At 66.5% G+C, this 13,403-nt stretch carries 14 protein-coding genes; 6 read left to right on the top strand and 8 right to left on the bottom strand.

Translation table 11 applies throughout. The features are described 5' to 3' along the window. Window positions 1–46 precede the first annotated feature (46 nt). The 3 genes from H9654_RS01955 to H9654_RS01945 all read right to left on the bottom strand — a co-directional run bounded on the left by H9654_RS01955 (window position 47) and on the right by H9654_RS01945 (window position 4,072). Window positions 47–958 (bottom strand): CPBP family intramembrane glutamic endopeptidase, encoded by a 912-nt coding sequence (locus H9654_RS01955; protein ID WP_191768580.1) that lies wholly within the window; start codon window positions 956–958, stop codon window positions 47–49. A gap of 369 nt (window positions 959–1,327) precedes the next feature. After that, window positions 1,328–2,662, bottom strand: coding sequence for a S41 family peptidase (locus H9654_RS01950; RefSeq protein WP_191768902.1), 1,335 nt, complete (start codon window positions 2,660–2,662; stop codon window positions 1,328–1,330). A 66-nt stretch (window positions 2,663–2,728) separates the two neighbouring features. Beyond that, a complete protein-coding gene (locus tag H9654_RS01945; RefSeq protein WP_191768578.1) occupies window positions 2,729–4,072 on the bottom strand; it encodes a chloride channel protein in 1,344 nt (447 codons plus the stop codon). Between the two features lie 178 nt (window positions 4,073–4,250). Between H9654_RS01945 and H9654_RS01940 the strand changes: the two genes are divergently transcribed. Further along, window positions 4,251–4,385 (top strand): DUF2269 family protein, encoded by a 135-nt coding sequence (locus tag H9654_RS01940; RefSeq protein ID WP_191768576.1) that lies wholly within the window; start codon window positions 4,251–4,253, stop codon window positions 4,383–4,385. A 24-nt stretch (window positions 4,386–4,409) separates the two neighbouring features. On the opposite strand, the gene H9654_RS01935 is transcribed toward H9654_RS01940, so the two are convergent. Further along, a complete protein-coding gene (locus H9654_RS01935; RefSeq protein ID WP_191768574.1) occupies window positions 4,410–4,937 on the bottom strand; it encodes a DUF6622 family protein in 528 nt (175 codons plus the stop codon). Between the two features lie 188 nt (window positions 4,938–5,125). Between H9654_RS01935 and H9654_RS01930 the strand changes: the two genes are divergently transcribed. From H9654_RS01930 to H9654_RS01920, 3 genes are read left to right on the top strand one after another with little or no spacing between them, the layout of a single operon-like run. Further along, complete coding sequence (locus tag H9654_RS01930) at window positions 5,126–6,013, top strand: hypothetical protein (protein ID WP_225211794.1); 888 nt, start codon at window positions 5,126–5,128, stop codon at window positions 6,011–6,013. Next, entirely contained in the window at window positions 6,006–7,211 is a 1,206-nt protein-coding gene (locus H9654_RS01925; protein WP_191768572.1) for a cysteine desulfurase family protein, read from the top strand. Before H9654_RS01930 ends, H9654_RS01925 begins: the two co-directional genes overlap by 8 nt. Window positions 7,212–7,214: 3 nt before the next feature. Beyond that, window positions 7,215–8,384: an MFS transporter gene (locus H9654_RS01920; RefSeq protein WP_191768570.1), complete on the top strand. Its 1,170-nt coding sequence runs from the start codon at window positions 7,215–7,217 to the stop codon at window positions 8,382–8,384. A gap of 8 nt (window positions 8,385–8,392) precedes the next feature. Here H9654_RS01920 and H9654_RS01915 read toward each other — a convergent pair whose 3' ends face one another. After that, window positions 8,393–8,674: a DUF3247 family protein gene (locus tag H9654_RS01915; protein ID WP_191768568.1), complete on the bottom strand. Its 282-nt coding sequence runs from the start codon at window positions 8,672–8,674 to the stop codon at window positions 8,393–8,395. Between the two features lie 96 nt (window positions 8,675–8,770). Further along, window positions 8,771–9,115, bottom strand: a complete 345-nt coding sequence (locus tag H9654_RS01910; protein WP_191768566.1) for a hypothetical protein — start codon at window positions 9,113–9,115, stop codon at window positions 8,771–8,773. On the opposite strand from H9654_RS01910, the gene H9654_RS01905 reads away from it, so the two are divergent. Then, a complete protein-coding gene (locus H9654_RS01905) occupies window positions 9,114–9,905 on the top strand; it encodes a hypothetical protein (RefSeq protein ID WP_225211793.1) in 792 nt (263 codons plus the stop codon). The two genes, H9654_RS01910 and H9654_RS01905, sit on opposite strands and share 2 nt — an antisense overlap. Before the next feature lie 143 nt (window positions 9,906–10,048). Next, complete coding sequence (locus tag H9654_RS01900; RefSeq protein WP_191768564.1) at window positions 10,049–11,746, top strand: sensor domain-containing diguanylate cyclase; 1,698 nt, start codon at window positions 10,049–10,051, stop codon at window positions 11,744–11,746. A gap of 12 nt (window positions 11,747–11,758) precedes the next feature. Here the strand turns inward: H9654_RS01900 and H9654_RS01895 are convergent, their stop codons facing one another. Together H9654_RS01895 and H9654_RS01890 are read right to left on the bottom strand one after the other, a co-directional pair. Beyond that, on the bottom strand, window positions 11,759–12,043 hold the full coding sequence (locus H9654_RS01895; RefSeq protein WP_191768562.1) for a hypothetical protein: 285 nt from the start codon (window positions 12,041–12,043) through the stop codon (window positions 11,759–11,761). 119 nt (window positions 12,044–12,162) lie between these two features. Then, window positions 12,163–13,326: a zinc-dependent alcohol dehydrogenase gene (locus H9654_RS01890; RefSeq protein WP_191768560.1), complete on the bottom strand. Its 1,164-nt coding sequence runs from the start codon at window positions 13,324–13,326 to the stop codon at window positions 12,163–12,165. Window positions 13,327–13,403 lie beyond the last annotated feature (77 nt).

Genomic DNA, 13,403 nt, shown 5'->3' with positions numbered 1-13,403 from the left:
CAACAGGACGATGCCAGGATGGTGCGATGCCGCTCGGGCACTGGCGTTACCTGCTGGTCGGCGAGTAGTTCTGAGCTACGCGCGTCTTTCGCCACTGGATCCACGCGATCGCGGCGACGAAGAAGACGCTGCACAGGTAACTGCCTTCCGGCCCTTCCGCGCCACCGGTCAGAATGTCGAGGCCTTGCGGGCGCAGCGCCACCAGCAGCGCCGGCAAGTGCGCATCGATGCCGGTGACGGGCAGTTCGAAGCCGGTGGCGAGCAACCAGTTCCACCCCGTGTGCCAGCCCATCACGCCCCAGATAGTGCCGGTCCGCAGCGCCCAGGCGCAGGCGAACAGCGAGAATAGGAACGTACCGATCATGACCCGGGGCGGCTGGTGCGGACTGAAGTGCAGGAAGCAGAAAACGAGCGAAACCAGCAGTACTGCCACCGCGATATTGGTCTTGCGCGCCACCACCGACAGCATCCAGCCGCGGAAGATGACTTCCTCCACGCTCGCCTGGAACATGAAGCTCAATAGCAGCAGACCGATGTGCAGCAGACTGACGGGCGACCACCAGGCTTGCCCCAAGCCCGCCGCCTGCATGCCGCCAGCCATCCAGATCGCGACTACGATCAGCGTGATCGTGCCGAATCCAACAGCCAGTCCGCGCAGGAAGGTTTTCAGCGGCGACGGACCGGTCAGCCCGATACTTGCCAGCGAGCGCCCTTCGACGAAGCGTACCCAAGCGAGCACGGCCGCCAGCGGCGGCGCAAAGCCGATCCACAGCAGCGCATGCAAGCCAGCGAGGCCGATCGGATCGCCGCTTGGCGTCGACCAATGCTGCGACTGCATCCACCCGTCCAGCGCGATCACCGGTACCGCGTTGAACAGGATCATCAGGATCGGCGTCAGCCAGGCCCAGGGCAGCCAGCCGCGGGCCGGATCGGCCGAATACAGGGCAACGGGGGTCATGCGGGGCTCCAGGTCGACGTTATCGCCGCTGCAAGTTGCCATTCGCGCGGGGGCATGGCAATCCCTTTGCGACCAAGCCACAGAAGCCGCCGATGAATCACCCGGATCGCCGATGAAATGACGCTGAGTCGTCGCCCGTGGTGTCCGCTTGGGGTGGCGGTTTCATAGGTTCTCCCGGCGCTTCTACGAAGCCGCCCTGGCCCCGTTGTCTGTCTTTCACGTCATCACCAACGGCCCTGAGCGTAGTCGCACGCGCCCGGCGACCAACTGTATTACCCGAATCGCCGGCAGCGCTCGCCTGCATTCTCTGCATGGGTCGCCTGGCTGAGGCAGCCCGCCAGCCCACCCCCTGCTTCGAGGTGATCGGGATCACTTCGATGCTGAGCGCAACCAGGCGCGGGCGAGTGCGATGGCATCCTGACCTTCTTCCACGCCAACATCAGGGGTCAACCTGCCGGGGATCAGCTCGCCTGTACGATCAAGGAAGCTGCTCTGGGTGAGGCCGAGCACGCTGCCGTCGGGCAATGGAATGCGGCCGTTTCCGGTGGCAACCCCTGCGGTGGGCTGCCCAAAGAACCGCGTCCGTGGCCGGCCCTTGAATGCGGTTGCCACGGCTTCGCCGGAACTGCCGGTCCGGCGGCCGATCAGCACCGCGACCGGCGTCATGGTCATGTCCACTTCGCATCCTTCGGCCGCGCGTTCGGTCCACGGGCTGATGTTGCCGTCGGCATCCCGGAATGACCCGATGGGACCGCCCCCCAGCAGGGGGAACAGGCCACTGACCATCGGCCACATGTTGCCACCGGTATTGCCGCGAAGGTCGACGATCATTCCCTTCGAGACCGTTCCAGCCATCGCTTCTATGCGCTGGCACAGGTCGGCAGCAAACCTGCGCGTGGCCTGCCGGTCCGTTCCGCGCAGGCCGGGCACCCGCACATAGCCGATGTCGTCCGACGCGTTGGCCATGAGCGGCTCACTGGCGATGGCGATTGATCTGTCCTGCGCGGCCTGGTTCCTGGTCCGCAACAAGCTGTGCCGATCACCGAGCTTTGCCAGTGCCGCACGGACCTTCGGGTAGGCTTCCCCTGCGGGCAACCCCTTCAGATCATCAGTCAGCAGCTGTGCCCGCGCTGTGTTCCAGTCAACCCGCGATCGGTTGAGGGCCCGGCTTTCGATGTGCGAAATGGCGGCGTCCAGCACCTGGTACGCCGACACGTTTCCCGCCGGCGGGGGCTCGGCGTGCAGCTTGAGCGATGCGGCATGGATGCGCCCCACCCCCGTCATGGTGGCACCGAACTTCAGGCTGGTCGTCGCCAACGGGATGTACAAGCGGAGCTGCCGCTCCTGCTCGCCATCGGGCAATGTCACCGGCGTTGCTCGCGTAGTGTCGAAAACGAGCACTTGATCGGACTGGTCACCGCGCAGCCAGAGCGCGCCGTTGCCGGTGCCCTCTTCCACGCCAAGCACGCCGGACAGGACTACGTCCCTGCCCCGGTAAGGAGCGGCATCAAGCGAGGTGATCGCGCCGAAGAAGCCTTCTTTCCCGGCCTCGCTGGAGGACAGGCTCAGGCGCGCGCCCGCAGGATCACGGACGTCGCCCGAACCGACCACCCGGGAATGGCTGCTGGTGCCGTTCCATGCGGTCTCGGCGCTGGCCACGGGTTGCACGAAAAGCAGGGCAAGACAGAAAAGCACACGAACCATCACGTCAACATCCATGTCGCGGCGAGACGATCGTAGCGTTGCAACAGCGCCATCGCCAAGCTCTTTCTAGCGCGGCGGCTGCGCAGCCCCGGCCTGCCCTCCCGCCTGCTCGCCACCGATCAGCTGCTCGGCCAGCCCACGGTAGATCGGCACATGGCAGACCAGCCCGGACACCCCGCGCGCCAACAGCACCGTCGCCAGGATCGGCAGCAGCATTCCATTGGTGTCGGTGAGCTCAAGGGAAATGACCGCCGAAGTGAGCGGCGCCTGGGTAACGCCGGTGAGGTAGGCGCACATTCCCAGCACCACGAACGCGCTTGGATCCACCGATGGCATCAGCACGGAAAGGTTGTGGCCCAGCCCCGCTCCGACCGCCAGCGCCGGTGAGAACAGCCCGCCCGGGATGCCGGCGACATACGACGCCAGGTTGGCCAGCAGCTTCATCAGGCCGAACTCATGGCCTACCGCCGCCTGCCCCTGCACCAGCCCACGTGCCTGCTCGTAACCGGTGCCGAACGCGCCGTTGCCAAAGCCGGCGGCAAGCCCCACCACCACCAGCCCGCAGGCAGCGGCAAGCAGCACGGGATGCTCGCGGCGCAGCCGGCCCAGCCAGCGCGGCCGGCCCGAAACGCTCAACAGCACCAGCCTGGCGAATACACCGCCCAGCAGGCCGGCGACCGTGCCGCACAGCAGGATGGCCAGCCACGCCTGTCCCAGCGGCAGGAACGTGGCCACGCGGCCGAAGTAGGTGTAATTGCCGAGCAGGCCGAGCGACACCACCCCGCCGACAATTACTGCGGTGAGCAGGGTGCCCGAGAAACGATGTTCGAAACGCCCGCTCAACTCTTCGATGGCGAACACGATGCCGGCCAACGGCGTGTTGAACGCAGCGGCGATGCCGGCGGCGCCACCGGCGAGCAGGAAGTGCGAGAGTTCGCGTGGATCGCGGAATCCGAACCAGCGTCCGAAGCTGTACATCAGGCTCGCGCCCACATGCACGGTCGGGCCCTCGCGGCCCACCGAGGCGCCGCCCAACAGGGAAAGGCTGGTCAGCAGCAGTTTTCCGGCCGACACCCGCAGTGAAAGGTTTTCATCACGGAACGCCGCATCCTCTGGTTTTTCGAGCGCGGCGATCACCTGCGGAATCCCGCTGCCTCGGGTGGGACGCAGCACGCCGCTGGTCAACCACGCCAGCAGGGCGAAGATGCCCGGCGTCAGCAGCAGCGCCCACCACAGGGAATGGTCGATGATGCGCTGGAACAGCGCGAAGGCGGCATCGCTGGCCTTGGCAAACAGGATGGCCACCAGGGCCACCGCCACCGCGCCGCCCCACAGGGCAACGCGCCGTTTCCAGCCTTCTGTCGACAAGGCAGACCGCAGCGTGCTGCGGAGGGGATCGGGAGGAGACATGCGGCCATTGTCCTCCCGACACGCCTCATCGGGAAGCTCGCCGGCGCAAAATAGCGGCACGGGTAGGCCGCGGCCCGATGCGGCAAAGTGAAGCGACGGCCTCTGCAAGGCGGCCCGGTGGGCTGCTGGAGGGGCCGGCCCTGCAGGGTCTGCAGCCTACCCTTGCGGGCAGCGATCGATGAGGCTGTACTGGGCGATCACTCTTTTCGTGATCGCGGCCCTGTGCTGGCTGCCGGTGGTCTGGCTGCGGATTCGCCTGCGTGGCCTGGCGCGGATCGCCGCGTCGCGCGGTCAGCCCTTGCCGCTGCACTGAGGCCGGTCAACGGGGTCGGTTACATCATGCCGCCGGTGCTTCCCGCCCATCTGCCACCACCCGTCGCGAGGCAACGAGGTACCGGCAGTACTTGCCGATGAAGATGCCGGTGAAGCCGCCGGGCAACAGCAGATACGCTGCACGGAACGCACCGTCGGTGGCCAGCGCCGGCGACATCGCGAGTGCGGATTCGAAGCCGTACTTCACCACGAAAGTAACCAGCAGCAACGGCAGCAGGCTGAAGTCCGCGGGGCGCCACAGCATCCCGGTGGACGAGTCCAGGCGCAGCTGCACGCGGCGCAGCAGCATCCAGCCGATGCATGCCCCCGCTGCGATACCGGCCAGCCACAACGACCACGCCGACCAGGATTCCGGATAGCGGTGATTGATCGACCACAGCCCCCACATGCTGAAAAGCGCCGGCACGATCGCCAGTTTCGCCAGCGTGGTTTCGCCCGCTTTCATGGCCATGACGCCGCGCGTCACCAGGAAGGCCAGCAACGCCCAGACCCAGATCGGGGTATGCGCAATGAACGGTTGGAGAATCTGCATGGCACGTTGAGGAGATGGCGCGGTTGCCGGACTGGCGTTCCGATCATTCCGCCATCTTCGCTGGAAGCCCGACGATCACAAGTGACAGCTGTCATCTCCCCTGCAATGCAGGCGGGCAGCCGAATGCGTCGCGTACGGGCGAAACCGCCTCTTGAGGATTCCTTGAGCGTTTCTAGACTTGATCCGGCATGAGGTGCATCGGTATCCCGCACGGGTTCGACAAGTCAACTCAGGAGAAGTGCATGGAGTCATCAGGCCCGCTTCCAGCAGCACCCGTACAGGAACGAGCAGGCACTGCCGGGCATCCGCAGACCCGCGAGCAGGAGCCGCCTGCCTGCATCGGTTTCCTTGCCGGGAACTCCCGGGTCCAGCGCACCGGCGACGACGTGATCGAAGTGCAGGCACAGCTCCATGCCTTCGAGGCAGCGCTGCGGCATGCCCGGGCATGTGTGGACGAGGGCCTGCCGCAGCCTCGGCTTTCGGTTGCGTTCGACCACCAGGGCATCTTCCGCACCCAGTTCCTGGATGAGGGCCTGACCCATTCGCAGAAACGGCGTCCGCGCCTGAGCCATCTCCATCCAACCATACGCAGCATCTTCCAGCCCGCTGCAGCGCGTTGCGGGATAGCGCTCGAGGACATCCACGCCATCCATGAGGACTCCGCGCGCCAGCATCTCTCCCATCTTCTCGCCACCGGCGATGTGCCCGAAGCGCTTGCGCGCAGGATCGTCAATGAGGCTGACACCGCGCCGGCCCGTGCAGGAGACGAAGGGCCGACCGGGCGACTGACCTGCGCGGCCATCACCACCGAGTACTTCGTCCGGGCAGCCGGTGTCGCGGACCAGGCCACGACATGGCTCGAAGTGTTCTTCGAAGAGAGTGCCTGGTCGGAAAGGCTTGCCTACGTTCGCGGCCTGCAGCTGAGCCATCTTCTCGGCAGCACGACAAGCATCAGGCTGAACCTGGTCGGCGATCGCGGCCAGGTAACCCGGGGTGAGCGCATCGCGCCGCGCATCGGTACGGCCTCCTGTACGCACACCAGCCGTCTCCCCTCGTCGGGGTGCCGGGATGCGTGACGATATCGCGTCCATCTACCTGGACAACAATGCGACGACCGCACTGGATCCGGAGGTGCTGGAGGCCATGATGCCGTTTCTCACCGCCTGCTACGGCAATCCAGCCAGCCGCAGCCACGCTTTCGGCTGGGCGGCAGCTGACGCGGTGAAGGTGGCCCGGCAGTCCATTGCCAATGCCATCAATGCCGACAGGCCGACCGACATCGTGTTCACCTCGGGGGCCACGGAGTCCGTGAACCTTGCGCTGTCAGGGCTGGATGCCCTGCGCGGCGCGTCGAAGCGCCATGTCATCACCTCGATGATCGAGCACAAGGCGGTACTGGACACCTGTGCGCGACTCACCGACCGCGGCGTTCCGGTGACCTGCCTGCGTCCCGGGCAAGATGGCGTGGTGACCCCGGAGTCGGTCCGGCACGCGATACGCGATGACACTCGGCTCGTCTCCATCATGGCCGCCAACAATGAAACAGGGGCCTTGCAGCCAACCGAAGAGATCGGGGCGATCTGCCGCGACCATGGCGTGGTGTTCCATACCGATGCAACGCAAGCCCTGGGAAAGACCGCCCTGGACGTGAAGCGGATGGGCATCGGCATGGCGGCTTTTTCCGCCCACAAGATCCATGGCCCGAAAGGAGTCGGCGCGCTGTATGTCGATTCCACCAATCCCCGCGCGGCCCTGTCTCCCCTCATCGTGGGCGGCGGGCACGAGCGTGGCCTGCGTTCGGGTACGCTCAACGTGCCGGGCATCGTCGGGTTCGCCCGGGCAGTCGAGCTCGCCGTGAAGCGCAGGCATGCCGAATCGGCGAGGGTGGGCCGGCTGCGCGGCACGCTGCGCGACTACCTTGTGGCCAACGTGCCGGATATCGCGATCAACGGTCACCCGACAGCCTGCCTGCCCGGCACGCTGAACATCTCCTTCGCCGGCGTGGATGCCGCTTCGTTGTTGCTTGAGCTGCCTGATATCGCGCTGTCTTCAGGCTCTGCCTGCACCTCGGCGCTGCACTCTCCCTCGCATGTGCTGCTTGCAATGGGAGCCAGCGCATCGCGCATCCAGTCCAGCGTGCGGATAGGGATCGGTCGCTTCAACAACGAAGAGGAAATCGGCTATGTCGGCCGACGCCTGGCGGAGGCCGTGGCGCTGCTCAGGGCGATGGCACCGGCCGTGCCGGATGCGCCTTCAGTACGGCATGGCACCTGACAGATGCGCAGCTCGTCAACACTATGCATCCTGTTCGGCACGCTGCTGAGCGCTGCCGGGTACGGCGCCACGTTTCTGATCGCGTCCTGGTTCCGCGCGCAGGGCGGCAGCGAGCTGGACGCAGGGACCACCCTCACCATGGCGCTGCTGGGTACCCTGGTTGGCGTGCCATTGGTCGGCTGGTGGGCAGGACGGGTCGATTCCGCGCGCTTGGGGGCACTTGGCGCCCTCGCCATGGCGGCCGGCTACCTGCTGCTGGGCAGCCTGGCGGGACTCGATCCGGCATCCCTGCCCCGTCTGGCAGCCTTGTTGGTCGGGCTTGGCTGGGGCATGTTCTATCTGGGCGCGCCCCTGGCATTGTCCGAGCGGCTGAACGACCAGCAACGCGGCCCTGGCTTCACCCGGTTCAGCGCGTTCCAGATGACCGGGATCTGCGGCAGTCCCGTCGTGCTTGCCGCACTGCTGGACAACGCGGGACTGGCCTTTTCTTCCGCATTCCTGTGGGTGGGGGTGACGGCGCTGGTGGCGGCCTCCCTGCTGTTCGCTTTCGGCCTGAGCGCGCCGCGCGTACCCGCAACGCCCCGCCTCCGGCCATGGGCTCGGAAGATCACCGCGCTCGTCCCGACGGGGGCGATCCGGCCCATCGTGATGGCCGGCCTGGGCGGCGCCGTGTTCTCCGGCATCATGGCGTTCCAGAGTTCGCTCACCGAGGGTACCGGTGCCAGTGCCAGTGCGTTTTTTGCCTTGCACGCCGGCACTGCCGTGGTGTTGAGGCTGTTGCTGGTGCGCCGGTTGTCGTCCTGGCCACGCGGGACGGTGGTGATCTGCCTGCTGACCTGTCTGGCTGCCGGCGTGATGTGCCTGCTCGGTAGCGCGGTGCATCCGGCATTCCACGGGGCAGCCGCCGTGCTGACAGGCGCTGGATACGGACTGCTGTACCCGGTCATCCAGACGTGGGCGGTCAATGCATCGGCGCAGGAGGACCGCCATGCGGCGCTGACCTGGTTCGTGGTGGCCTACTTCATCGGCATCTTCGGGTTCCCCGCAGTGGGAGGGTGGCTGCTCGTGGCGGCCGGCAGGAGCAGCTTCATCTGGGTCCTGGCGGCGCTGGTGATGGTGGAGCTTGCCGTGGCCACCGCCGGCGGCCGCCGTGGCGTCACGGCTGGACGATAGCGACTGCTTCAGAAGGACCCGATACGGACGACACGCTCTACCTCGTCCAGCCAGATCAATTGGACCGGTTCCTGCCCCGCATCTAGCCGGATGAGGCCGTTGGTTCCCTCATTGCCTTCTTCGTCGATGAACTGCTGGATGTTCGGCCGCTCCACGATGGTTCCGACGATGACGCGTCCATCGCGCATGTGTAGCTCGGCCAGCAGTTCGGCATCGAGTTGAAGCTGCAGCGCCTTCAGGCGCTGGATGGCGTCAGGGTCAGTATGGATGCGGGGCGCGCGTTGGCTCATGGTCAGCTTCCGGTGCGGAGTCGCGTCACACGCTACCTGCGCGCGCGCTAAGGTCACCTCTGCGCGGCGTGCAGCCGGTGCGAATGTCTGCGGGCCCTACGCGGCTGCAGCCGCGTTGGGTGCAGCCTGCCTGATCGACCGTAGCAGCGGCGGCGCATAGACGCGCTGGCCGGCAGCGGCCACCAGCGCCAGCAGCCGGGGCGCGAGCGGGACGGCGGATTTGCGCACGCCGGTGAAGTGGACCCAGCAGCCATCGACCTCCGCTGTCACCCCCTGAAGCGTGGGGTCCTGCACCAGGCTGTTGGCCAGGGCCTGCGCCCACGCGTCGCAGGGATGGCCATCGAGCTCCACGGCGGCAGTGTCGCCGCCAACGTAGAGGTCAGCCAGCGCCACGCGGACCACGCGCGGGGTGGCTGTTCGGAACTGCGGTTCGTGATCCATGGTGACGTCTCCATCAAACAGGGTGGTTGCGGCCACTATCGTCCGCGCCGGTCATGAAACACGTAGCGGCAGCGTCACCGGTGCATCAACCAGCGCCCTCATTTTCCTCACGCCGCCGCCACGCGGGTCTGCAGCGCACGACGTTAAGGTCAACGTTCCGAACCCTATCCGGAAGGCCACTCTGCTCATGGACAGTATCGTGTCGATCGGCACCGCCTGCGGCGCGCTCGCGGCAGTGCTTGCGCCACCAGCGGACCCCGCTCGGGTGACCGTATGGCATGCGCTGTACCTGGTCTGGCTGGTCGCCGGAGCATCGGACTTCCTGCTGCACCGGCGCAGCCACATCGAGGCCACCTCAGGGCTTCGGGAATCCTCGCTGCATCTGCTGCAGATCGTCCTGCTCGGTACCGCTACCGTACTGTGGCTGCTGTTCGCCGACACGCCTGCGCTGTGGTTCGTGCTGCTGGCAATGACCTGCCTGCATGCGCTGACGGGATACTGGGATACCCGCATCGCCTATCCCACGCGCGACATCATTCCCCTCGAGCAGCATGTGCACAGCATCCTGGATCTTGCGCCATGGATCGCACTGGGGGCGATCGGCTTTCCGCTATTGTCCCCGCATCACGTCCCCACTGCGGCCGCCTTCACGGTGTCCCCTGCCCCGCTTGCAACGTGGACGTTCGCGCTGGTGCCGGGGTTGCTGCTGAGCGTGGTGCCGGGGGTCTACGAGTACCATCGGTGCCGACGCTGGGCTGCCCGTGCGCAGGCGCCCGAGGGTCGGCGTTGAGCGATCCCACAGCGCGTCGCATGCAGCGATGGCTGAGCAGCCAACGTCGGCGCAGGTCGTTCACCCGGGTCGACGTCGGCGGTTACTACACTGTGCCTGCGGCGCACCGGGCGCCGCGCAGATCCACTTTCTGGAGGTGTCCGATGACAGAGGACGTTCGCCAGTCGGTCCTGGATTCGCTGCGCATCCTGGACTCCGACCCGGAGCCGTTCTTCGACGCGCTCACGCGTGCGGCCTGTGCGATGGCTGGCATGCCGATCGCCCTGATCTCGCTGGTGGACGGCGAGCGGCAATGGTTCAAGTCGCAGGTCGGCCTGGACGGGATGCGCCAGACACCCCGCGACATTTCGTTCTGCACGTGGGCGATCGACTCCGATGCCGTGTTCGAGATCGAAGATACGACGCGGGACCCGCGTTTCTCGGATAATCCGCTGGTCGTGGGCGCGCCGAACGTGCGGCATTACGTGGGCGTACCGATCCAGGCCGGCGCTGGCAGCCGGGTGGGCACGCTGTGCCTGCTGAGCCCGGAGCCGGGACGGCTCAGGCCGAATGAGCGCGAGGCCCTGAGGGGACTGGCCGAGGCCGCCGCGCGCGGCATGGAACAGCGCGCCATGCTGCTGACGCGGATGGAGGAAGCGGTCAGCCTGCATGCCCGGCTGCAGCGCAGCCAGGCGTTCCTCGAACAGACCAACACCGCCGCAAAAGTGGGCGGCTGGGAGCTCTCCCTGGCAACGGGCGAACTGGCCTGGACCCGCGAAACACACGTGCTGCACGGCGTGCAGGAAGGCGACGCCCCGTCGCTGCGCCACGCGCTGGCGTTCTATCTGGATGAACACGCCAGGCAGCTTGAAGAGGCGATGGACGCCTGCGCTGCGACCGGCTCGCCGATCGACCTGACCTTGAAGACCAGGCCGAAGGACAACCGCGAAGCGTGGCTGCACATCGTGGGGCGCCGCACCACGGACGCCGCGGGGACGCGCCTGATCGGCGCGATCCAGGACGTGACGGCCCAGCGTGCCGCGCTGGAGGCACTGGCGCAGAGCGAAGCACGCTACCGCCGCCTGTTCCAGCACAGCATGGGCCTGATCTGCACGCACACGCTGGAAGGCGTGGTGACCTCGCTGAACCCGGCCGCGTCGTTGTCGCTGAGACGACCGGAGGCGGAGGTCATTGGTCATTCCCTTGCCGCGATCATCCCGCTGGAAAAGCGCAGCCAACTGCAGGACTACCTGGCCCGGATCATCGAGAACCAGAGCGATTCCGGCGTGATGGAGCTGGTGGCGGAAGACGGTTCACGGCGCTTCTGGATGTACCACAACGTGCTCGACAACGAAGCCGATCCTCCCTACGTGCTGGGCCACGCGCAGGACGTCACCACCCAGCACCTGCAGGAGATCCAGCTGCAGGAGCTGGCGATCCGTGATCCGCTCACGCGCTGCTTCAACCGGCGTTACCTGGGCGAACTGGCGCACGACCAGCTGAGCGCGTGGGGCTGCCTGGTGTTCGACCTGGACCACTTCAAGGAGGTCAATGATCAGCTTGGCCATGCCGAGGGTGACGCGGTCCTGATCGCCTTCGTCGAGTTCCTTTCGGCCCGTCTGCAGCCGGGCGAAGTCGTGGTCCGCCTCGGCGGCGACGAGTTCCTGGTGTTCGTCCCCGGCGCGAACCTGGAGCGGTTGCAGGCACTGGAGGCCAGCTACGCCGAGCATGCCAGCCAGGCACCGATCCGGTTCTCTGCGGGCTGCGCCATCAGCCGCGCCGCGGAGACCGTCGCCGATACCATCAACCGCGCGGACCTGAAGCTGTACGAGCGGCGCCGGCGCGAGCGTCCCGGCCCCTGAGGACTCGTTCGCTCAACGGGCCACGGCCGGGACCGTGGCCAGCAAACGGCCGACATGCCGCGTGGCCCTGCCAAGGCCCGGCTCCAGTCCGAGCAGGTAGACATGGCAGCCGTCCACCTTCGCCGCAGACGATTCGAGCCCTTCAGTGAAGCGCATCTCGCGCTGCAACGCCTCCAGCCAATGCGCCGGAGGCGCCGATTCCAGCTCGATCACCGCCACCGCTTCGCCTTCGTCCAACGGCATCACTTCGACCCTCCGCACCTTCGGCGCCGGTGCGATCCTGCTTTTCTGGGCCATGACCCCTCTCCTCTGCCACGATGATGCTGAAGTTTCCGCAGGTCGCGCCAAGACGGCGTCAAAATACCAGCGAGGGCGCCGGCCGGTTGCGGGCGAAGGCCGTAGCGTGTTCCTGCATGTCACGGCACCAGGATCACTTTGCGGCAGTCTTCTTCCTTGCGGTCAAACAACTCGTAACCCCGGACGGCGTCCTCCAGTGGCAGGCGGTGGGTGATGATCACACCCGGGTCCAGCGCGCCCTCGCCGATGAGATCCAGCAGTTCCGGCATCAGCCCCTGCACGTGGGTCTGGCCCATCTTGAACGTGAGCCCCTTGTCGAACGCATCGCCGAGCAGGAATCCGTGCAGGAAGCCGGCGTAGACACCGGGAATGCTCACCGTGCCACAGCGACGCGTGGCGGCGATGCACTGGCGTATCGCCACACCGCTGCTGCCCTCCACCTTCAGCGTGGTCAGCGCGGTCTCCAGCGCACTTCCCTCTGCTTCGAAGCCCACCGCCTCGATCGACGCATCCACGCCGCGTCCGTTGGTCTGGGTGATGATGTAGTCAGCGGGATCTTCGATCTGGGCGAAGTTGACCGGCGTGACCCCGTAGGTCTGCACGGCAAAGGCCAAGCGATACGCCAGATGGTCCACCATGAAGATGGTTTCCGCACCCAGCAGACGGCAACACGCTGCCGCCATCAGGCCGACCGGCCCGGCACCGAAGATCGCCACGGTCGAACCGGGCTTCACCCCGGCGTTGATCGCCGCCTGGTAGCCGGTCGGCAGAATATCGGACAGGAACAACACCTGTTCATCGGGCAATGCATCGGGCACCCGCAGCGGACCGACGTTGGCCTTGGGCACCCGCACGTATTCAGCCTGGCCGCCGGATACGCCGCCGTACAGGTGGCTGTAGCCGAACAGGGCGGCAGGCGGTCGTATGCCCTTCTGGTTCAGCGCAGCGCCCTTGCCGGTATTGGTCGTTTCGCAGGCGGCGTGCTCGGCCAACCGGCAATGGAAACACTCGCCGCAGGCCACGACGAACGGCACCACCACCCGGTCTCCCGGCTGCAGCGCGGTGACGCCGCTGCCGACCTCTTCCACGATCCCCATGAACTCGTGGCCGAGCACGTCGCCGGTGTGCAGGTCGGGGATTTTTCCGTGGTAAAGGTGCAGGTCGGAACCGCAGATGGCGGTGGCGGTAACGCGCAGGATGATGTCATCGGACGCGGCAAGGGCCGGGTCGGGAACGGTGTCCATGCGGACGTCTTTGCTGCCGTGATAAGTCAGTGCACGCATCGAGAGATCCTCACGCTATGGTGGCCCAGTGATAACCGCCGTGCCGTAACCCGCTGGTGACCGCGATGTGGTGGGCA

The sequence above is a fragment of the Stenotrophomonas lacuserhaii genome, from assembly GCF_014836545.1.
In the GTDB taxonomy this organism is placed as follows: Bacteria; Pseudomonadota; Gammaproteobacteria; order Xanthomonadales; family Xanthomonadaceae; genus Stenotrophomonas; species Stenotrophomonas lacuserhaii.
Note: the sequence above shows the minus strand (reverse complement) of the source record. Positions and strands in the feature narration are given on the sequence as shown.

Coding starts and splice junctions, on each gene's coding strand:
- H9654_RS01925 (WP_191768572.1), top strand. CDS start 6,006: ATGCGTGACGATATCGCGTCCATCTACCTGGACAACAATGCGACGACC.
- H9654_RS01940 (WP_191768576.1), top strand. CDS start 4,251: ATGAGGCTGTACTGGGCGATCACTCTTTTCGTGATCGCGGCCCTGTGC.
- H9654_RS01930 (WP_225211794.1), top strand. CDS start 5,126: ATGAGGTGCATCGGTATCCCGCACGGGTTCGACAAGTCAACTCAGGAG.
- H9654_RS01900 (WP_191768564.1), top strand. CDS start 10,049: ATGACAGAGGACGTTCGCCAGTCGGTCCTGGATTCGCTGCGCATCCTG.
- H9654_RS01905 (WP_225211793.1), top strand. CDS start 9,114: ATGGTGACGTCTCCATCAAACAGGGTGGTTGCGGCCACTATCGTCCGC.
- H9654_RS01910 (WP_191768566.1), bottom strand. CDS start 9,115: ATGGATCACGAACCGCAGTTCCGAACAGCCACCCCGCGCGTGGTCCGC.
- H9654_RS01945 (WP_191768578.1), bottom strand. CDS start 4,072: ATGTCTCCTCCCGATCCCCTCCGCAGCACGCTGCGGTCTGCCTTGTCG.
- H9654_RS01895 (WP_191768562.1), bottom strand. CDS start 12,043: ATGGCCCAGAAAAGCAGGATCGCACCGGCGCCGAAGGTGCGGAGGGTC.
- H9654_RS01915 (WP_191768568.1), bottom strand. CDS start 8,674: ATGAGCCAACGCGCGCCCCGCATCCATACTGACCCTGACGCCATCCAG.
- H9654_RS01955 (WP_191768580.1), bottom strand. CDS start 958: ATGACCCCCGTTGCCCTGTATTCGGCCGATCCGGCCCGCGGCTGGCTG.
- H9654_RS01890 (WP_191768560.1), bottom strand. CDS start 13,326: ATGCGTGCACTGACTTATCACGGCAGCAAAGACGTCCGCATGGACACC.
- H9654_RS01935 (WP_191768574.1), bottom strand. CDS start 4,937: ATGCAGATTCTCCAACCGTTCATTGCGCATACCCCGATCTGGGTCTGG.
- H9654_RS01920 (WP_191768570.1), top strand. CDS start 7,215: ATGCGCAGCTCGTCAACACTATGCATCCTGTTCGGCACGCTGCTGAGC.
- H9654_RS01950 (WP_191768902.1), bottom strand. CDS start 2,662: ATGGTTCGTGTGCTTTTCTGTCTTGCCCTGCTTTTCGTGCAACCCGTG.